The following is an 18,212-nucleotide window of genomic DNA, read 5'->3' as shown; positions in this document are numbered from 1 at the left end:
AATGCGCGCGGAACTCGAACGCCCCATCTTCGACGGTGCCTTCTGGAGTTCGATCCTGCACTCACGGACCTTCTGGATCCCTGAGGATCACGGCGCGCTCTTCGGTACATTTACGATCGCGATGATGCTGCTTGTCTCGATGCTGTTGCTGCCGCGGCTTTCCGCCCGCCGGCGCCGGATATCGGAGCTTCATGGCGATATCTCCGGCAGCACGACGATGATGGATTTCGTCCTCGTGACACCGGTCTTCGTCTTCTTCATGTTCGTGGTCTTCCAGTTCACGATCCTGGCAAAGAACCACCTCTTCACACACTATGCCGCCTATGCGGCGGCCCGCAGCGCCCGCGTCTATTTCTGCCCGGCCCTGCCGATCACCATCCGCAGCTTAATCGACGCCAAGACCTGCGATAACGACGCTGCCCCCGGCAAGGCCGATCTTGCCGCCCGCCTGGCTTTGATCCCGGCCGCACCCTACGACCAGCTGAAATGCGTCGGCGCCTGCCAGCCGCCGGAAGAGGCGCTGAAAAGCCTTGCCGACGCCTCGGGGCTTTCGAAGAACTGGCGCGCGATGCGCAACCAGGCCCGCTACATGTTCGATCCGCAGAACGTCACCGTGACCGTCGATCGCGCGCCGATGGCGCTCTATGCCGCTATCAACCGCTCGCCCCACGTGCCGGTCACCGCCAAGGTGGAAGCGCGCTTCCTGCTGCTCGAATATGCCGGCTGGGTCTTTGCCCGCGGCCAGAGGAAGGACGGACGCTACTACACGATTTCGACGGCGGAGGTGAACCTGCTATGACACCGACCCTCATCAAACGCCTGCACCGCGACGAACGTGGCTTCCTATCACCGATCATTCTCTACATGACGATCGCGCTCGCACTGATGATCGTCTGGATCCTGAATACGGGACAGATGATCTACGACAAGCAGCGCACGCAGGACACGGCCGACGCCGCCGCACTCGTCCATGCCGACTGGGAAGCTCGCTATCTCAACATCATGGCGATGAACAATGTCGCTTCGTCGCAGGCAACCGTCGTCATGGCGACCTCGGTCGCCTTCCAACTCACGACAGCGGAACTGGCCCTGCGTTCGACCGCTATTCTGGCGAAACTCGCACAATATTCATTTACTGAGGGCTTCGGGCCGGCGTCGCTTCTGCCGCCGCTTCCGCCGATGCCCTATTGCCCCGGCTGGCAAAAGGTCCCGATCGTCGGCGGCATCATCTACGGCGCTTGCCTGGCTTTCCAGGGGTTCCGGGCGACGGAAGCCACCAAAGCGATCGCATATACGGTGGCGGCGCAAATCAAATACGATCCCTTGGGCCTCATCAACAAGTCCAGCGACATCATCGACGCCATGAACGACCTCAACGACTACCTCGTCGAGAGCTTTCCGCAGCGCGTCGGCAACGAAGCCCTGCACTTGGTGCGCCTGAACAAATCAGACCACGTCGTGTTCCATCCGCCGTGCGAATCCTGCGACGGTGCTGGAGAAGGTGCCGGCGGCAACCTGCCGGTGGATCGCGACGGCATCAATCCGGTCTCGGCCTACGCTGAAATGTGCCGCGCCATGAGCAGTGGCACTGAGGGACAGGACCCATTCCTCATGCGCGGTGAGTTTGCCAACCGCGGCTTCCCCAACGGCAAGGGTCCGCTGACGGCAGGCGGAGTCGATGGCAGCCATATCCGCGACTGGGTCAACCACGAAAGCGGCGTCGACGATGCGCTGGTGGAGTTCTACATCTTTTATGAAGCCTTCGGCCCGGCTTACCTGAGCAAGATCCCGTTCAAGGCGATTGTCGAACAATATGCCGGCGATCTCGGCTTTTGGGAGGAATTGGCGCTCGATGTCAGTTTCTGGCTCGCGGACAAGGTCTTCGGCGTCGGCTTCGGCATCACCAACCCCTTCCAGCTGCCGATCGACGTGCCGCCGCGGTATTCCGATGCGCAGACGTCGGACGAGAACGATTTCACCCGCAAGTTCGACATGATCTGGAACCAGGTCTGCGGCCCGGCGGGCGGCGCGATCTCCGTGACTGGTGCCAATTTGCCTCTCGTCTCCTTCCCGAAGCCCTACTGGCTGAAGGGACGTATCCCCTTCAACTTCACGCCCTTTGGCGGCGAGCAACTCGACGACTATCAAACCCTGGCGGTCGTTTCACGCGCGCCGCGCGCCCGGCTGCAGATCCGCATCTTCAAGGACAAGACGCCATCCGCCTATGCGCTCGCGCAGAGTTGGGTCCACAATTACACGGCCTTCGACCTCTACACCCAGGACTGGCTCGCATCGCTCGCCCCCGCCACGCTGGCCGATGATATTGGACAGGTTTCGAACACCATCAAACAGAGCCCGGCCGCCGACAGTTTTACCGGCTTGACCCGCGTCTTCGACCAGGGAGGAGCCAATGCCTGGGCTGCCGTCAACACCCACTGAGCCTATGGGCGGTCCTCCGGGCCGCGGGCTGCTGATGCGGCTGCACCGCGACAGGCGCGGTCTTGCCTCGATCGAATTCGTGCTCGCCGCGCCGGTCATCTTGCTGATCGTGATTTTCGTCATCCACGCGAACAAGATTTCCACCAAGAAGGTCGGAACCATGGTTGCGATGCGCAACGCCGCCTTCGCCGAGGCGAATGGGCTGGACTGCACGTCGGATTTCTCGAACGTCTTTCCGATCCCGACCCTGCCGGCACTGCCCGGGGGCGACGCCATGAGCTGTTCGCGCACGCCGTCGCATGAAGGCGACGGCGACCCCCAACGCACCTTTGTCTGGGACGACGTGCAGAACACCCTCAAAAGCGACGGCCGCGACTTCGGCGATATGGTCGGCGATCTCGCCAACGAAAAGCCGCAGCTCGTCACGGCGACGGCCGACCGCGTCTACAAGTTCAGGGATTCCGACGATCTCGATACGATCAGGAGCCTCCGCTGGAAGGATGCGTTCACGGTAGACGACGCAACACTCTTTGCCTCCCACAACAACGATACGACGCGCCGCGGCTACGATCCGACCCTGCGTCGGGAAATCCGCGATGTAGCCAGCGATTCCGGCGATCTGTTCGACGGCGTGTTTCCGGGAGCGAAATAGGATGAGACAGGTCTCGCGCATCTCTTTCCGTTTCGCTGGCCATCTCCTTGGTTTGGCGCTCGTCATCGGGCTCGCCGCCGCCGTCGCCACACCGGGCCGGGCCGAGATCTACAAGGATTTGAGGGTGACGCTGAATTCGATGCTGGCCGGTATCGTCGGCGCACCGGAACGCGCGCCGCGCGATCTCGTCATCAACGGCCAGCCGCTTGAATTCACGCCCTACCAGAGCGATCGCAGCATTTCCGATATCACCGACGAGTGGCTGCGGGTGCTGGCCGTCAATACCCGGCCTGCCCTGCCGAAAAGCAACGACAGGGAAGAACTGACCGCCGTCATTGCCGCCAACATGCTGATCGTCCCGAAGACGAGCCGGATCCGCGACGATCTTGCGGTAGTGGTTCGGTTCTTCGACGGCGACGGCGAGGCAGCCCTCGATTATATGAGGCGGCAGGATCCCAAGAATCCTTCGGCAAACGGGCCGATCCCCGGCGTTTCGATCATGATCCGCCGGCCCGCCGATGCGCCGATGACCGAAGTGCTGATGAGCCGCTTCGACGATGTTGCCTCGACGCTGCCGGCCTTCGCGGCTCCGGCCGATGCCAGCAAGCTGCCGATGTCGCTGCGTCCGCCGGCTGGTGTCGAAGTGTTGAGCGATATCGGCGATCGCGACAAGGGCCACACGTCGCGCACGGTCGTGTCGAAAGGCACACTCACCGCCTCGCGCTGGTCGGATCAGCGCGCCGATCTTCTGGTCCGCGACGGTTTCACCATCGAGACGCCGCCGGCCCAGCGCGGCGGGGTCACCGCGCTTTATGGCCGGCGCGGCAGCGTCGAGGCTAACGTTCTCTATGTCAGAAGCAAAACCGACGGCCGGACCGTCGAGGTCATTCAAATCAGGCAACCCTTCGTAGAGGGAATAACACCATGAACTGGAAGCTCATCGCGGCCGTCATCGTCGGGCTCATCACGGGCGTTCTGCTCTACTTCTGGACCGAGAGCGTCAAGAACGAGCAGGTGGCCTATGCCTTCATGCGGCTCCAGCCCGACAGGAAGGTCACGCGAGGGCAGGCAATCACGCCCGACATGCTCGCCGAACCGGTGATGCTGCCGGAAAGCTTCGGGGCGCTGGCCAAACTCGCGGTTCCCGCTGCCAGCGCCTATCAGGAATGGCTGAAGGACAGGACGGCTGCGAGCGATATTCCGGCCGGCTCCGTGCTGCTCTTCCAGTATTTCGACGATACCGACGGTGGACGCCTGACGACGATGATCGCGCCGGGTAAACGGGCGCTGACCCTTCCCGTCAACGCGGCCGCGGCGGTCGGGCATTTCGTCGAGCCGGGCAGCTATGTCGATATCATCGGCACGGTCGACGAACCGGTCGAGCCCGTGGCCCCGGCCGCCGCGACCCAACCGGGAGCCCCTGGCCAGCCCGCTGCCGTGCCAGGTCAGCCTGCCGTCCCGGGTCAGGCGCCGGCCGCAGCCGGACAGCCGCCGGCTCCGGCCCAGCCACAGTCGCCGGTCGAGCAGATGCTGAAGAATTATCTCACCCAGTATCCCGGGGCCGACGAGAACGATGTCAACGCGTACCGCAAACAGGCGCAGGATTATAAACTCGGCATCAGCTCGCGCACCCGCGTCGTCACCCGCACCTTCCTGCAGAATGTCAAAGTGCTGGCCGTCGGCGCGGCGACGACGGCGGAGGGTGCGGTCACCAAGGCCAACAGCACGTACAACAATGTGACCGTCGAAGTGACACCGTCGGAAGCCGAAATGCTGATTTTTGCCATGGGCCAGTCGAACGGCAGCCTGAACCTCGTGCTGCGCAATCCGGCCGACAATACCGTCGAGGACCTGCCGAGCATCAACTGGACGCGCATGTGAGCGTCGTGGGGAATGAGCCATGCTGTTGAAGATTTCCTATGAGGACGGCAGCGGTCGGGAGGTGATCCCGCTCTCGGCGAACGAGACCTATTTCGTCGGCGAAAGCAGCACGCTGACGCTGCCCGCCGGCGCGGGCGTCGTCCGGCTGCGCGGCAGCCACGTCTCTTCGCCGCAATTCGTGCTGCGGAAATCGGGCCAGGGATGGTCGGTGCAGCATCACGGCCGCAACCCGACCCGTGTCGACGATCAACCGCTTCGCGCCGGCACGCCGGTTGCGGTTTCGGCCGGTATGTCGATCTGGGTGCCGAACGTTACGATCGAACTCGTCGAGCCGGCCGCGGCCCCCGTCGCGGTCACGCAGTTTCCGGACCAGGAACGTGTGCTGGCGCTGCAGATGGAGATCCATGAGCGACTGCTAAAAGACACGCAATATGACCGGCTGGTGAAATCCTCCGATTTCGGCCGCGAGGAGACGCGAAGCCGCATCCGCGAGCGTCTCGACATGTTCATCAAGGAGGCGCTCGACAGCGCGCCGCAGGATCTCGTCATCCTCGTCATCAAGAACGCCGTCTATCGGTGGCTGGCAAAACGCATCGCCCGCACGGGCCGGCGGGATGCCTCGTCGAATGCCGCAAGCCTCTCGCGCGAGGAGCAGGACAACCGCCGCCTGTTCGATGTCGGCAAGGCGCTGATCTCAGCCCTGCAACTCAAGCTCAATTTCGAATCCACCCGCTCGGACTTCGCCCAGCTGGATACGCGTTTCAGCGCCGCCTTCCAGTCCAGGCAGGCGCTGTTCAACGCCGGCGACCGCTACGAGATCGCCCATATGCACCTGCGCTCCAATATCGAGGAGCTGATGTATCGCTGGGGAACGATCTCCGAGCTGATGGATCTCGACGTCATCTCGGAAATCATGGTGACGCGTTATGACGAGATCTACGTCGAAAAATTCGGCCTGCTGGAGCGCTACCCTTTCGCCTTCGCCAATGAGCGGCAGCTGATGAAGGTGATCGAGCGCATCGCCGTCGATTCCAACCGCTCGATCAACGAGAGCGAGGCGATGGCCGACTTCCGCATGCCGGACGGCTCTCGTGTCAACGCCGTCATTCCCCCGCTGGCGGTCAAGGGCGCTTGCCTCACCATCCGCAAATTCGGCGGCAAGTCGCGGCTCGATATCAGCAAGCTGGTGACCGCCGGCGCGCTCAGCGAGCCGATGCGCGCCTTCCTCGAGGCTGCCGTCCGTTCCCGCAAGAACATCGTTGTGTCGGGCGGTACAGGCTCCGGCAAGACGACGCTGTTGAACAGCCTGTCGCAGTTCATCCCGGTCGGTGAACGCGTGGTTGCCGTCGAGGACACGTCCGAACTGCAGCTCGACGGCATTCATGTCGTCTATCTGCAATCGCGGCCGAAGACTGCGGAGTCCGAGACCAGCGTCACCATCCGCGACCTCGTGCGCAACGCGCTGCGCATGCGGCCTGATCGTATCATCGTCGGTGAGTGCCGTGGCGCCGAGGCGATCGACATGCTGCAGGCGATGAACACCGGCCATGCCGGCTCGATGACGACGGCGCATGCCAACACGCCGCAGGACATGATGACCCGCCTGGAGGTGATGGTGCTGCAGGGGCAGAGCTCGCTGCCTGTGATGGCGATCCGCCAGCAGATCGTTGCCGCCGTCGAGCTCGTCGTGCAGCTCAACCGCCTGGCGAACGGGCGGCGTGCCGTCACCGAAATATCAGAGGTGATCGGCATCGATCCGGATACCGGCCTCATCATCGTCGAGCCGATCTTCAATCTCGTCGGCCGCGCCGGCGGCCAGGCGGTGCATGCCTTCACCGGTTACCTGCCGAGCTTCGTCGCCGAGCTCGTCGAGTTTGGAGAAGACGGCGAGATCGAAAAACTTGATATGTTTGTCTAGAGCGGTTCAGGTTTTCGCGGAAGCGCAGAACCGCTCTAAGCTTTTGTTTTTACGCAATTGAGGGGGAAGCCATGGATATCAGCATTCTGCAGATTTTTGCGGTCGCCCTCGGCGCGGTGACGGCGGGACTGCTCGTCTGGGGCGCGCCGGTGCAATGGCCGGCGCCGCTGCTGCGCGCCACCGAACGTGACATCGCGCTCGCCAGCGAGGCGGCGCAGGTCTTCGGGCGCGATGCCGTTCCGCCTTATACGATGATCCTCGCCTACGGCATCACGGCGATCGTCGTCTTCGTATTGGTCTCGCTGATCTTCGGTCCTATCCCAGGCATCATCGTCGCCATCCCGGTCGCCATCTTCCTGCCCAAGGGCGTGATCCGTTATTTTCTGCAGCGCCGCTGGCTGCAGATCGAATCGCAGCTTCCTTATGCTGTCGACCAGATCGTCTCGGCGGTGCGCACCGGCAAGCCGCTGGCCATCGCCGTCAATGCGGTGGCCGATACCGGCCAGATGCCGGCCTCGCGCGAGTTCGAGCGCATTGCCCGCGAACAGAAGCTCGGCATCGGCCTGGTCGAGGCGCTCGACCGCCACGGCCGCAATGTGCCGAGCCTGCACTTCAAGATGGTTGATGCGGCACTCGGTCTCTTTGCCCGCCAGGGCGGCGACATTTCCGAGCCGCTGACGGAAATGTCGAAATCCTTCAAGGAAATCTGGAAGCTCGATCAGAAGATCACGACCTCGTCGTCGCAGGCGCGCATGAATTTTCGCGTCGTCAATGGCGGCGCGCTGTTCATGATCCTGATGATCTTCTTCGGCCAGCCGGAACTGATCGACAAGGTGTTCGGCAACGCCATCGGCATCGTCATCGCGATCGTCGGCGCCGTTCTCTATGCCACCGGTTTCTTCTGGATGCGCTCGATGATGAAGGTGTCGGTATGATGTCCGGGATACCTCTTGGCCCCATCGCCGTCGTCTTTGCCGGGATCACCGCTGCGCTGTTCGTCTGGTGGATCGGCGACATGCTCGGCAGCATTCAGGTGGTGCGCCGGTCTGCGGGCGGCGATGGTCCGCCGCCCAATATCGTCGACAGCATCGGCATGCGCACGCCTGTCGAATTCGTGCTGACGCATTTCGAGCCGCTGCTGGCCGATTACGGCGCACAGCTGGAGCAGAAGCTGATCTATGGCGGCCGGCCGTTCGGCGGCGTCACGGGGCGGGAATATATCGCGCTTCTGGTCGTTCTGAGCCTCTTCGGCTTCGTCGTGCTCGGCGTGCTGTTCGGCATTGCCAGCGGCAGCGTGATCGGCGGGCTCGTTGCCGGCCTGATCCTCGGCCTGATCCCCGCCATCTATTTCTGGGTCGTCGCCGACGACAAGGCGCAAGACCGCAAGGAACGCATTTCGCGCGAATTTCCCTATTTCCTCGATCTCGTCGTCATGACGCAGCAGGCGCAGGCGACCTTGCCGGAAAGCCTGAGGCTTTATGCCGAGGCGGCACCCGGCACCGTCATGAGCGAGGAGATCGAACAGACGCTGAAGGACGTGGCGCTCGGCACCGGCATGATCGAGGCCCTGCAGCGGCTGGAGCGCCGCATGACCGCCGAGGAGGTCATCCGCGTCATCCGCGCCGTGATTCAGGGCGAAGTCGAGGGCAGCAACCGCGTCGAGCTGTTGCGCGAACATGCGCGCGACCTGCGGTTCCGCCGCTGGGAAAAGGCTGACAGGGCCAGTGAAAAGCTGAAGGCCAAGATCGTCATGCCGGCGATGATGATCGTCGTGTCGATCCTGCTTCTGGTGCTAGCCCCGGCAATTGTCGAGATGATGTCGAGTGGGATGTTCTGATCATGGTCTTTTCCTTCTTCCGCGGAAACAAGCCAAGCCTTCTGCAGACCGGTCCCGGCGGCCAGAGCCGCAGCCACGTGCTCGACCGGCCGGAAATGTCGATCGGCCGGGCTTCCAATGCCGATATTGTCGTCGACGATCCGTTCCTGGCGCCGATTCATGCGCGCATCGAGCGGCAGAGCGACGGCGGCTTCATCATTCGCCGCATGGGGCTGAATCCGATCATGCTGCGCGGCGAAGCACTGTTGCAGACGGCCTCGCTCAAGGCCGGCGACAGCTTTCGTCTCGGCAAGGATGTCGAATTCCAGTTCGTCGTCAAAGCCGCCGCCAAGGAAGCGCCGAAGAAGGAGACTTCCAAGGTGGGTGACGACAAGCCGAAGAAGTCGCTCCTCAAGCAGCCGGCCTTCCTGGCCGGCATGGGTGTCGTTTATCTCGCCATCGTCGGCATCATCGGCTACGTGATCCTGTCCGACAGCGGCAGCGCGGAAAGTGGCCCGACGGCCGAGCGCATCAATGCCGAAGCCGGCCGCATTCCGACATGCATCAAGAATGCCCGGCGCATGCGCCAGGTTTCCGAGCAAAGCTTCAACGGCGCCGTCGGCGGCCGTGTCGGCAGGGATGGCGACGCAACCTATGCTGCGCTTTCGCTGGCAGCCGAACCGTCTGATGACGCCGCGCTGGCAAAAGCCGCCGAGCCGATCGTCGAGGCCTACAAGCGTACGGCACTGGCAGCCCTTGCCTCGGAAACCCGCGGCAACAATACGCTGGCGCAGGGCCTCTACCAGCAGACCTACGATCTCGTTCCCGACATCAACTGCTCGGCTGCGCGCTTCGCTCTGCAGCGCCGCGCCGCCACGAAGCCGCCCGCCCGCCGCTGATCGCAGGCCTGTAGCAAGCAATGCTCGCCGGTGCCGGGGTGATCAGCGGCGCGCGTTGCACAGGGCTGTTCTATGGCTGCCCGAGGGGCTCGGCCTTCTCCGCCTGGCATTCCGGCAGTCGCACAGGTTTGGCGAGTTTCCCCAGCGCCTCGGGCTTGGCGCATGTTGGGAAGCCAGCGAGCGGCATTGTCTCCATGAACCGATTGCGCTCGATTGTGCTTAGGCCGGGTTCACTGATCATGCTCTCGACAGTCACCTCGGGGTGCTGCTTGAGGGTTTCCATAGCTGAAGCATGCGCCTCATCGGTTCGACCCAGTGCCGCAAGCGAGCTGCTACGCACCACCCAAGTCCACCTTTGGTAGTTGTCACGCGTCATGCGCTCCAGCATCGTCACCGCGTCCTCATACCGCCCCGCCATAAAATAGGCAGGTGCGAAGAAGTTGGACGCCCACATCGGATAGTTCGGGTCGAGCCGCATGACCTTGTCGACCATTTGAGCACCGCGTTCTGGTTCACCGAAGCGTGCTGCATAGCCGCTGTAAAAGGTCAGAATTTCGGACGAACCCGGAGCCAGGCGAAGGGCCGTCTCGAATTCGGACTTGCCGCGGCCCATATCGCCCTTATTGGCAAGGCTCATACCAAACACCGCATGGGCTTCAGCGTCGCTCGGATCAAGGCGCACCGCGCGTTCGGCCACATCGGCGGCCACCTTGCGGTTGCCCTCGGGATCGACGCCAAACACGCCCATCAGATCATGAGCATGGTAAAGTTCTACCCAGGCACGGGCCAGCCCCGGGTCCAGCTCGACGGCGTGGTTGAGCAAGGTAATGGCCTCCTCGTCATCGGCTTTGGTGAGCTTTTCAATCTTTTCGGACCCGAGCAGATAGTAGTCATAGGCATTCAGGTTTTCAGGCCGTTTACGTTTGGCGGCAGCCCGCCCGGCCTCTTGAATCAGTCCCACTCCGCCGCCGAGGCGGTTGGCGACCTGCTCTGCGATTTCTGTCTGAACGGCGAACACGTCTTCAGCGGGCCGGTCCCAATTCTCTGACCAAAGATGGTGGCCGGCTTTTGCATCGATCAACTGTGCTGTGATCCGTACCCGATCACTCTGCCGCTGGATCGAGCCTTCCAGTACAAAGCCGACATGGAGCGCAGTTGCGACCTGGCGGGCATCCACGGGCTTGCCTTTAAAAACGTCCGTCGAATTCCGCGCCACCACCTCGAATTCGGGAAATCGCGCGAGGTCGGTGATGATGTCCTCAGTCAGTCCATCGGCCAGACGCCCGCTAGCCTCGTCGCCGCCATAATTGTCGAAGGGCAGCACCGCCACCGACGGCTTGCCGCTCAAAGGTTCGGGCTGCGAGAACCACCAGAACCCGCCGCCTGCCATAGCCAGCGCCACGATCGCCGCTGCAGCCGCCTTGGCCCAGCGCGGCATCATTTTGAGAAGGGGCCGACGTGCCCGTTTGCCGTCGAGCCTCAGCCGATACATCCGTACCGGGCGGCTGATGTTCTTGACCTGCTGTTCGCCGGCGAAATCGAGCGGCCAGTCGAGTTTGCCCTGGAGATGATCGTATGCCGTGCCCGACACCACGACGCCGCCCGGCTCGGCCAAATGCTCCAGCCGCGCGGCGACATTCACCCCATCCCCATAGACATCGCCATCCACCAAGGCCACATCGCCCAGATTGATCCCGACGCGAAATACGATGCGCTCAGGCTCCGGTAGGTCGGCGTTGCGCGCCGCCACGACATTCTGAAACTCCGCGGCGCAGGCAACCGCATCAACCACGCTGTCGAAGGAGACGAGCGCGCCGTCGCCCATCAGCTTGATAATTGTGCCATGGCGCTCGGAGATGGCGGGATTGATTAGTTCGGCGCGGATGGCCTTCAGTCGCTTGATGGTGCCGGCCTCATCGGCCTCCATCGCCTTCGAGTAGCCGACCATATCCGCCGCGAGGATCGCGAGCAGCTTTCGGTCGAGCGCGGGGGTGCCCATCATCGTTGCCTTGCATGAACATGCAATAGTGTCGGCAGTCTACACCCATCGAAGCGCCGCAACTAGCACACCGCCAAAACGGCAGATCTGCTTGTGGTGTCAAAGGGACGCTCCTCAGCACGCTGAGAATATCTGGCATCCGCACGCCGACGCTGCCATAAATGAGCTTTATCGAGGGGAGGCATCATGATGCAGAAGAACGCGCCGGACTTCAGCCTTGAGGGCAAGGTGACTTTGGTGACGGGAGCGAGTCGTGGCATCGGTCGAGCTTGCGCGCTTGCCTGTGCCAGAGCAGGCTCCGATATTGTTTTAGGGGTCCGCGATGTCGCGGCGTCGGCGGGTCTGGTTGCCGAACTCGAGGGGACGGGACGAAAAGTTCTCCCTGTTCAACTGGATATTCCCAACAAGGCTCATATCGCACAAGCCGTCGACGCGGCGCTTACCGTGTTCGGTCGGATCGACGTCCTCGTCAACAACGTCGGCGTGGCTCCAGGCAACCTCGCGGAACTCGTTGAGGAGAAGGACCTTGACGAGATACTCGATGTCAACATCAAGGGCACCTTTCTGATGACGCAGGCCGTAGGGCGTCACATGATCAAGCGCAACGGCGGCCGGATCATCAACATCAGCTCGCAGGCCGGCACCGTGGCACTGCGCGGCGAGGCAATCTATTGCATGAGCAAGGCGGCAATTAATCACCTCACGCGCTGCCTTGCAGCCGAATGGGCACGCTATAATGTCACTGTAAACACCGTATCGCCGACGTTCATCCACACGGATGGTACAGCACCTTTTCTATCCGATGCCGACAATCGCGAAGCGACGCTCGGTCACATTCCACTCGGCCGGATCGGTGAAACCGATGATGTGGTGGGTGCCGTGGTCTTCCTCGCATCGCCGGCTGCGAGCCTAATCACCGGCGCTAACCTGCTGGTGGACGGTGGATGGTCCGTCGCCTGAGGCTAGAGCATTTCCGTTTTTCTCCGAGTCACTGAAAAGATCTATCTCTTTGTTTTCACGCAATTCCCGGCAAAAAGCGTTTCACGCTTTGCCTGGCAAAACCGCTACGCACTTTTGGTGGAATTGCTCTAAGCTGGCTGCGCAGCAGCGCAAGATCATCCGGCGCTTTCGGCCCGAAGCGGACGAGCGTCAAGAAATCACTCACAAAAATTGCGCGCCGGATTGGCGGCATCAGACACCGTCACTGACCACACGTCCGCCCATGGTGCGAAGTTCGTCGCGACGGACCTGTTGCGCAACCTCTTGATGCGCTAATCTTGACCGATGAAACTCAGCCAGACCATACGGTTCTGCGCCTCCGCCGACGGCACGCGGATAGCCGTCGCATCGTGCGGGACGGGACAAGTGATCCTGCGGGCGGCTCACTGGCTTAGTCATGTCGACTATGATGTCGAGAGCCCGGTCTGGCGGCCGTGGCTGCAGGCGCTCTCCGCCGGCAACCGGTTTGTGCGCTACGATCCGCGCGGTTGTGGTCTATCGGACCGGCATGTCGCCGATCTTTCGGTTGAAGCGTGGCATGCGGACCTGGATGCCGTGGCAGCCTCCATTGAGGAGCCGCGTTTCGTCCTCCTCGGTCTTTCGCAAGGCGGCGCCCTCAGTATCGCATTCGCCCTGAGGCATCCCGAGCGGGTGTCACACCTGGTGCTCCTGAATGCCTATAGTCAGGGTGCGCGGGCCCGCGCGCAGACCGAGGCCGAGCGCTTGGAAGCCGAGACGCTCGTCAACCTGATCCGCATCGGCTGGGGCCGCGACAATCCGGCATTCTGTCGGTTCTTTACCAACCTTTTCATTCCGGACGGGACACCCGAACAGCATCGCTGGTGGGGCGATCTGGAGCGTGTGACGGCAACACCCGAAGTTGCCGCGCAGCTGCTCTGGCAGATGCAGGGGCTCGATATGCTTGATCTGGCGACGACACTTCGCGTCCCGACTTTGGTTGCGCATAGCCGCGGCGATATGCGCGTGCCGTTCGACCAAGGCTGCAAGCTTGCGGCCGCGATTCCCGGAGCACGCTTCATACCGCTCGAGAGCAAGAACCATGTGCTCTTGCCCGACGAACCGGCCTGGGCCGTCTTCCATGCCGAACTCGCAACCTTCCTCGGGCAGGATCGACCCGTGCGACCACGCGCCATTCGCGACGCCGGTCTGACACCCGCTGAGGCGGCGCTTTTCGACCTCGTCGCGGAGGGGCTCGACAATCGCGCGATCGCAGCCCGCCTCGGCAAGAGCGTGAAGACCGTGCGCAACCAACTGTCGGTGATTTTCAGCAAGCTCGGCGTGCATAACCGTTCGCAGGCGATCGTCATGGCGCTTTCCAGATAGCGTGCTGCGTTGCCCACGCCTTTGGGACAAACGCCCCTTTGCCGGGCCTGAATCCGGCAGCTGCGCGGGACAATCGTCTCATGCCGTCAGACGCGAGGCGTCTCATCCTTGAACCGCGATCGGCAAGAGGCCGCCCGTAGATCAGGAGGAATCCGACATGACCCAACTCAACGAAACAAGGCTCAATGAGCTCGTTGGCCGCATCCTTGGTGACCTTGGCGGTGCAGTCAGCGTACCGCTGGTGCGGATCGGGGACGCGCTCGACCTCTACAAGACCATCAGGGATATCGGCCCCGCGACGGCCGACGAGCTTGCCGAGGCCGCGGGATGCGCGCCGCGCTATGTGCGCGAATGGCTGGCAGCGCAGGCGGCTTCGGGCTATGTGCATTACGAGAATGGCCGGTTCTCGCTCACGCCCGAACAGGCCTATGTGTTTGCTGAACCCGACAGCCCGGTCAACCTGATCGGCGCGTTCGATACGGCTGCGGCGATGGTCGAAAACCAGCCGAAGGTGCAGTCTGCCTTCAAGACCGGTCGAGGCGTGGCTTGGGGGGATCAGGCCGGCTGTATGTTCTGCGCCGTGGCGAGGTTGTTCCGGCCCGGCTATGTGAATGCCCTCGTGCAGGACTGGCTGCCTGCGCTCGATGGAGTCGTCGACAGGCTAAAGGCGGGCGCGACTGTGGCCGACGTGGGGTGCGGACATGGGCTGTCGACGATCCTCATGGCGCAGGCTTTCCCCAATTCCCGGTTCATCGGCTACGACTTCCATGCGGGTTCGATTGCGGCCGCTACCGCCCACGCCCGGGCAGATGGCCTGACGAACGTGCACTTCGAGGTGGGCCGGGCGCAGGACTTCGATGGAACCGACTTCGATCTGATCACCTGCTTCGACTGCCTGCACGACATGGGCGATCCGAAGACCGCGGCGGCGCATATCAGAAAGGCGCTGAAGGAGGGTGGCACGTGGATGGTGGTCGAGCCCACGGCCGGGGATACGCTCGAGGACAATATCAACCCGGTCGGGCGGCTCTACTACTCCGCCTCGACGATGATCTGCGTTCCCACCTCCCTGGCGCAGGAGACGGGACTCGCGCTTGGCGCTCAGGCGGGAGAGAAGCGATTGACGGAGGTGATCCGGTCAGGCGGGTTCACACATGTCCGCCGAGCAGCCCAGACCCCGCTCAACATGGTGCTCGAAGCAACCTGATGAGAAGTCGTGGCGCGTCCGTGTCCGGCCAGATGGGGCGGGCGCCTCACCTGATGACCGCTCTTGGGGCAAAGCGGGATCTGTGTTCGTCCGCCTCTGGCCACCCCCGGACTTGCATCAGCTCGTATGACGGCTGGTCACAAGGCGAAAGTAACGCAGCCCCCAGGGCTGTAGAGCAAGATCGGAGACCGGCCAGCCGCTCTTTTTCGCCGTGCGATAGGCACCCTCGACGTCAGCGACCTTCAAGACGATCTCTACGCCGAGGCCAGCTCTGGCCGGTATCGATCCGCAGCGGATGATCGGTCGAAAAAGGACGCTGTGCGAATTGATCGCGATCACCGCGTCACCGTTTTTCAAAATCGAGTATTCGGCGCTTGCCGAACCCTGCACTTCAAAGCCCAGGAAACGCTGATAGAAATCGAGCGACGGCAAATAGCTCCAAACTCAGTTGCAACTGGTGCCTCCTTTTCTGCTCGGAGCTGCTTTTCCTGTGGTCGCCCTGACCGAGCGTTGTCAGCCAAACCGGTCCACCAGGAAATCTATCACCGTCCGCAACATCGCTGTCGGCCGACGGTCCGGCGCATAGACGAGGTACATCGGAACAGGCTTGTAGGACCATTCCGGCAGAACCTGCTCAAGCCGTCCTTCGGCGATATCGGCGGCGAGCAGCAGTTCCGGTTGAAGCGCAATTCCCGCGCCGCTGAGTGCGGCCACGCGCAGCGCCGCCCCCTGGTTGGTCGAGAATTTTCCGGAAATCAATACATCGCGCATTTCGCCCCCCGGTCCGACCAGGTGCCAGTGATCCTGCATGCGCCAATAGGAGTGGCCGAGGCAGAGATGGTTCGCAAGAGCCTCCGGCGAAGTCGGCCGGCCATGGCGGGCAAGATAGTCCGGCGAGGCAGCGAGAATCCGCCGGTAGGGCGTGAGCGGGCGGGCGACGAGGCTGCTGTCCGAGAGCGGACCGATGTGGATGCCGAGCTCGAACCCTTCGCCGACGAGGTCATGGACATTGTTGTCGAGCGATAGCTCGATGCTGACGTCGGGATAGGCGTTCTGGTAATCGATCAGCGCCGGCACCAGGACTTGCGTCCCGAAGCTCACGGGTGCCACCAACCGAAGCCGGCCGCGCGGCGCCGATTGCAGCTCGCTCGCCGAAGCCTCGGCCAGCGCCACTTCGGACAGCGCGCGCTTGCAGCGCTCGTAATAGAGCTGGCCAACCTCTGTGAGCTGATGGCGTCGCGTGGTGCGATGGATCAGCTTCGCCCCGAGCCGGGTCTCAATCGTCTTGATATGCTTGGCAACCATGGCAGGCGACACTTGCGCGATCTCCGCGGCGGCGGCGAAGCTGCCATTGTCGATGACCCTGACGAACATCGCCATTCCGGCCAGCTTGTCCACAATTGCCTACCTGTTGGTTTCGAATGACGATACCGGGAGCTTATTTATCAACCAAGGAATTTACAACATGGTCGTCATGCCCGCGCCAAGACGACGGACATCACCAACCTGACCAAGGAGACACCATGCCCATTCTTCACCTGCAGATGCATCCCGGCCGCACCGACGATCAGAAACGCGCCTTCGCGCGCGAAGTGACCAAGGCCGCAGTCGAAACCCTGGCGTGCCCGCCGGAATCGCTGGAAATCCTGATAACGGAGATCGCCAAGGATTCCTGGGCGGTCGGTGGCAAGCTGAAATCCGAGGCCTGAGAGACGACCGGCAGCGGCGAACACTCGAGCTACAGGACGCCGCCGCCATGGTATTGGAGAGGCCGGCAGGCGGCTCCCGTGCTGAACGTGAAGGGTGGCCGGTTGATTTTACTGGCCGCCGCAACTCCACCGCACGCAAGCCTTTGGGCAGCCGAATTCGCAGGGAATTTGCCTTGTGGTGCATCTGAGCGGTGCCGGAGTTCGGCCCTAGGCGAGCTTTTTCGTCATCGAAGGATCAGGCGTAGAGCAGCCCAGCCAAACGGCGGCTTGAATGCGGACAACGCATTGGACTGGCGAGGCGGCATGTTTGCGTCAAAAGCCGATTTTACGTTGAACGTGGCGTCTCCGATACCTGCGCCCGTTTTTCCTGTGTCCAGCGGTCACTCGTTAGCAAGCACTGTCCTTCCAGATGCAAATTGGCGATCATAGAAAATCCGAACCGACAGAACGACGCCGGCGATCAGGACAACAACCCCGGCGACCGCGATCGGAGTTGGCCAGCGCGCATGCACGACAAGTCCGCCGATCACGCCGAAGGCAGTCTCTGAGACGATCAATTGCGCGGCCAAGGCAACCGGCAGGCTGCGTGAGGCAATATTCCAGGCCCAGACCCCGCCCACGGTGGCCAACAGCGCGAGAGTTGTGCCCCAGACATAGAGGTTGCCGGCAGCGCTCCAGCCGAATCCCAATGTAGGAAGCCGGAAGAGGTCCATCGAAGCACCGATGGGAAAGAAGACCAGCATCAAGACCCCGCCGCCAACGAGTATCAGCGCCGACCACACGCTGGATGGCATGTCCGGCCGTGCGGCGAGTGCTGCCTGATTGGAAAGCGCGAACCAGACCCAAAGACCCACGGCGGCAAGCGCCAGCGGCACGCCAATCCACAATGATTGCACAGTGTCCAGTCCTTCGGCCGTGAATGCCGTGCCATTGACGAGGCCAAGGCCGACCAGCACCAGTGCCAGGGGCGCCATGAGGGATCGCCATGGCAATGATGCCTGACGCTGATTGCCGATGACCATCAATACGATTGGTACCAGCCCGAGAAAGGCCGGAGCGATGACTGGGCCGGCAAAGAGGGCCGCTCCCGTCACTGTCAGGAAGTAGCCGACATAGCCGACGAAGGCGAGCCAGATGGCTTGCACGCAGTTTCGAAGCGTGAGGTGGCGCATGACACCCTTTTCGGAAAACAGAATGTAAAGCCCGACGAGTGCCGAGACGACGTGACGGATGAGGGCAAAATCAAACGTGGAATAGTCACCGATGATGAAGGGCACGACGAAGTTGAGCGAAAAGGCAAAGGCCGCAAAGAGTGCGGCCGACACGCCAACATAGAAAAGTCTGTCCAT

General features: G+C 62.4%; 17 protein-coding genes. 13 read left to right on the top strand and 4 right to left on the bottom strand.

Annotated elements, in window-relative coordinates; translation table 11 throughout:
- Nucleotide 1: 1 nt before the first annotated feature.
- From AC1D2N_RS04990 to AC1D2N_RS04950, 9 genes are all read left to right on the top strand, one after another.
- A complete protein-coding gene (locus tag AC1D2N_RS04990) occupies nucleotides 2-799 on the top strand; it encodes a TadE/TadG family type IV pilus assembly protein (RefSeq protein ID WP_112908754.1) in 798 nt (265 codons plus the stop codon).
- Entirely contained in the window at nucleotides 796-2,439 is a 1,644-nt protein-coding gene (locus AC1D2N_RS04985) for a TadE/TadG family type IV pilus assembly protein (RefSeq protein ID WP_112908755.1), read from the top strand. Before AC1D2N_RS04990 ends, AC1D2N_RS04985 begins: the two co-directional genes overlap by 4 nt.
- On the top strand, nucleotides 2,411-3,091 hold the full coding sequence (locus tag AC1D2N_RS04980) for a TadE/TadG family type IV pilus assembly protein (RefSeq protein WP_112908756.1): 681 nt from the start codon (nucleotides 2,411-2,413) through the stop codon (nucleotides 3,089-3,091). The genes AC1D2N_RS04985 and AC1D2N_RS04980 overlap by 29 nt, the downstream gene beginning before the upstream one ends.
- A gap of 1 nt (nucleotide 3,092) precedes the next feature.
- Nucleotides 3,093-4,019, top strand: coding sequence for a hypothetical protein (locus AC1D2N_RS04975; protein ID WP_112908757.1), 927 nt, complete (start codon nucleotides 3,093-3,095; stop codon nucleotides 4,017-4,019).
- Nucleotides 4,016-4,972 (top strand): Flp pilus assembly protein CpaB, encoded by a 957-nt coding sequence (cpaB, locus tag AC1D2N_RS04970; RefSeq protein WP_112908758.1) that lies wholly within the window; start codon nucleotides 4,016-4,018, stop codon nucleotides 4,970-4,972. Before AC1D2N_RS04975 ends, cpaB begins: the two co-directional genes overlap by 4 nt.
- A gap of 19 nt (nucleotides 4,973-4,991) precedes the next feature.
- The gene (locus tag AC1D2N_RS04965) at nucleotides 4,992-6,890 is read left to right on the top strand and encodes a TadA family conjugal transfer-associated ATPase (protein ID WP_018246159.1); all 1,899 of its coding nucleotides are present in this window, start codon (nucleotides 4,992-4,994) and stop codon (nucleotides 6,888-6,890) included.
- A 71-nt stretch (nucleotides 6,891-6,961) separates the two neighbouring features.
- Nucleotides 6,962-7,825, top strand: a complete 864-nt coding sequence (locus AC1D2N_RS04960; RefSeq protein WP_112908759.1) for a type II secretion system F family protein — start codon at nucleotides 6,962-6,964, stop codon at nucleotides 7,823-7,825.
- On the top strand, nucleotides 7,822-8,727 hold the full coding sequence (locus AC1D2N_RS04955; protein ID WP_130653859.1) for a type II secretion system F family protein: 906 nt from the start codon (nucleotides 7,822-7,824) through the stop codon (nucleotides 8,725-8,727). The genes AC1D2N_RS04960 and AC1D2N_RS04955 overlap by 4 nt, the downstream gene beginning before the upstream one ends.
- A gap of 2 nt (nucleotides 8,728-8,729) precedes the next feature.
- Nucleotides 8,730-9,605, top strand: a complete 876-nt coding sequence (locus AC1D2N_RS04950; protein WP_130653858.1) for an FHA domain-containing protein — start codon at nucleotides 8,730-8,732, stop codon at nucleotides 9,603-9,605.
- 70 nt (nucleotides 9,606-9,675) lie between these two features.
- On the opposite strand, the gene AC1D2N_RS04945 is transcribed toward AC1D2N_RS04950, so the two are convergent.
- A complete protein-coding gene (locus AC1D2N_RS04945) occupies nucleotides 9,676-11,604 on the bottom strand; it encodes an adenylate/guanylate cyclase domain-containing protein (RefSeq protein WP_130653857.1) in 1,929 nt (642 codons plus the stop codon).
- A gap of 189 nt (nucleotides 11,605-11,793) precedes the next feature.
- Between AC1D2N_RS04945 and AC1D2N_RS04940 the strand changes: the two genes are divergently transcribed.
- The 3 genes from AC1D2N_RS04940 to AC1D2N_RS04930 all read left to right on the top strand — a co-directional run bounded on the left by AC1D2N_RS04940 (nucleotide 11,794) and on the right by AC1D2N_RS04930 (nucleotide 15,154).
- Nucleotides 11,794-12,564, top strand: a complete 771-nt coding sequence (locus AC1D2N_RS04940) for an SDR family NAD(P)-dependent oxidoreductase (RefSeq protein ID WP_113541940.1) — start codon at nucleotides 11,794-11,796, stop codon at nucleotides 12,562-12,564.
- Between the two features lie 324 nt (nucleotides 12,565-12,888).
- Nucleotides 12,889-13,947, top strand: a complete 1,059-nt coding sequence (locus AC1D2N_RS04935) for an alpha/beta fold hydrolase (RefSeq protein ID WP_130653856.1) — start codon at nucleotides 12,889-12,891, stop codon at nucleotides 13,945-13,947.
- A gap of 157 nt (nucleotides 13,948-14,104) precedes the next feature.
- Complete coding sequence (locus AC1D2N_RS04930; RefSeq protein WP_130653855.1) at nucleotides 14,105-15,154, top strand: class I SAM-dependent methyltransferase; 1,050 nt, start codon at nucleotides 14,105-14,107, stop codon at nucleotides 15,152-15,154.
- Between the two features lie 117 nt (nucleotides 15,155-15,271).
- Here AC1D2N_RS04930 and AC1D2N_RS04925 read toward each other — a convergent pair whose 3' ends face one another.
- Together AC1D2N_RS04925 and AC1D2N_RS04920 are read right to left on the bottom strand one after the other, a co-directional pair.
- Nucleotides 15,272-15,586, bottom strand: a complete 315-nt coding sequence (locus AC1D2N_RS04925) for a VOC family protein (RefSeq protein WP_245484516.1) — start codon at nucleotides 15,584-15,586, stop codon at nucleotides 15,272-15,274.
- An 81-nt stretch (nucleotides 15,587-15,667) separates the two neighbouring features.
- Nucleotides 15,668-16,552 carry a LysR family transcriptional regulator gene (locus AC1D2N_RS04920; RefSeq protein WP_130653854.1) on the bottom strand — a complete coding sequence of 295 codons (885 nt, stop codon included), beginning with the start codon at nucleotides 16,550-16,552 and terminating at the stop codon, nucleotides 15,668-15,670.
- Between the two features lie 125 nt (nucleotides 16,553-16,677).
- On the opposite strand from AC1D2N_RS04920, the gene AC1D2N_RS04915 reads away from it, so the two are divergent.
- On the top strand, nucleotides 16,678-16,863 hold the full coding sequence (locus AC1D2N_RS04915; protein WP_130653853.1) for a 4-oxalocrotonate tautomerase: 186 nt from the start codon (nucleotides 16,678-16,680) through the stop codon (nucleotides 16,861-16,863).
- Between the two features lie 380 nt (nucleotides 16,864-17,243).
- Here AC1D2N_RS04915 and AC1D2N_RS04910 read toward each other — a convergent pair whose 3' ends face one another.
- Nucleotides 17,244-18,212, bottom strand: coding sequence for a DMT family transporter (locus AC1D2N_RS04910; RefSeq protein ID WP_130653852.1), 969 nt, complete (start codon nucleotides 18,210-18,212; stop codon nucleotides 17,244-17,246).

It is taken from the genome of Rhizobium sp. P1_B8, assembly GCF_056406515.1.
Note: the sequence above shows the minus strand (reverse complement) of the source record. Positions and strands in the feature narration are given on the sequence as shown.

Bases quoted from the DNA above. Each gene is read 5' to 3' on its own strand.
- AC1D2N_RS04935 (WP_130653856.1), top strand. From the start codon at position 12,889: ATGAAACTCAGCCAGACCATACGGTTCTGCGCCTCCGCCGACGGCACG.
- AC1D2N_RS04980 (WP_112908756.1), top strand. From the start codon at position 2,411: ATGCCTGGGCTGCCGTCAACACCCACTGAGCCTATGGGCGGTCCTCCG.
- AC1D2N_RS04965 (WP_018246159.1), top strand. From the start codon at position 4,992: ATGCTGTTGAAGATTTCCTATGAGGACGGCAGCGGTCGGGAGGTGATC.
- AC1D2N_RS04910 (WP_130653852.1), bottom strand. From the start codon at position 18,212: ATGGACAGACTTTTCTATGTTGGCGTGTCGGCCGCACTCTTTGCGGCC.
- AC1D2N_RS04960 (WP_112908759.1), top strand. From the start codon at position 6,962: ATGGATATCAGCATTCTGCAGATTTTTGCGGTCGCCCTCGGCGCGGTG.
- AC1D2N_RS04940 (WP_113541940.1), top strand. From the start codon at position 11,794: ATGCAGAAGAACGCGCCGGACTTCAGCCTTGAGGGCAAGGTGACTTTG.
- AC1D2N_RS04915 (WP_130653853.1), top strand. From the start codon at position 16,678: ATGCCCATTCTTCACCTGCAGATGCATCCCGGCCGCACCGACGATCAG.
- AC1D2N_RS04985 (WP_112908755.1), top strand. From the start codon at position 796: ATGACACCGACCCTCATCAAACGCCTGCACCGCGACGAACGTGGCTTC.
- AC1D2N_RS04950 (WP_130653858.1), top strand. From the start codon at position 8,730: ATGGTCTTTTCCTTCTTCCGCGGAAACAAGCCAAGCCTTCTGCAGACC.
- AC1D2N_RS04945 (WP_130653857.1), bottom strand. From the start codon at position 11,604: ATGGGCACCCCCGCGCTCGACCGAAAGCTGCTCGCGATCCTCGCGGCG.
- AC1D2N_RS04990 (WP_112908754.1), top strand. From the start codon at position 2: ATGCGCGCGGAACTCGAACGCCCCATCTTCGACGGTGCCTTCTGGAGT.
- AC1D2N_RS04975 (WP_112908757.1), top strand. From the start codon at position 3,093: ATGAGACAGGTCTCGCGCATCTCTTTCCGTTTCGCTGGCCATCTCCTT.
- AC1D2N_RS04930 (WP_130653855.1), top strand. From the start codon at position 14,105: ATGACCCAACTCAACGAAACAAGGCTCAATGAGCTCGTTGGCCGCATC.
- AC1D2N_RS04955 (WP_130653859.1), top strand. From the start codon at position 7,822: ATGATGTCCGGGATACCTCTTGGCCCCATCGCCGTCGTCTTTGCCGGG.
- cpaB (WP_112908758.1), top strand. From the start codon at position 4,016: ATGAACTGGAAGCTCATCGCGGCCGTCATCGTCGGGCTCATCACGGGC.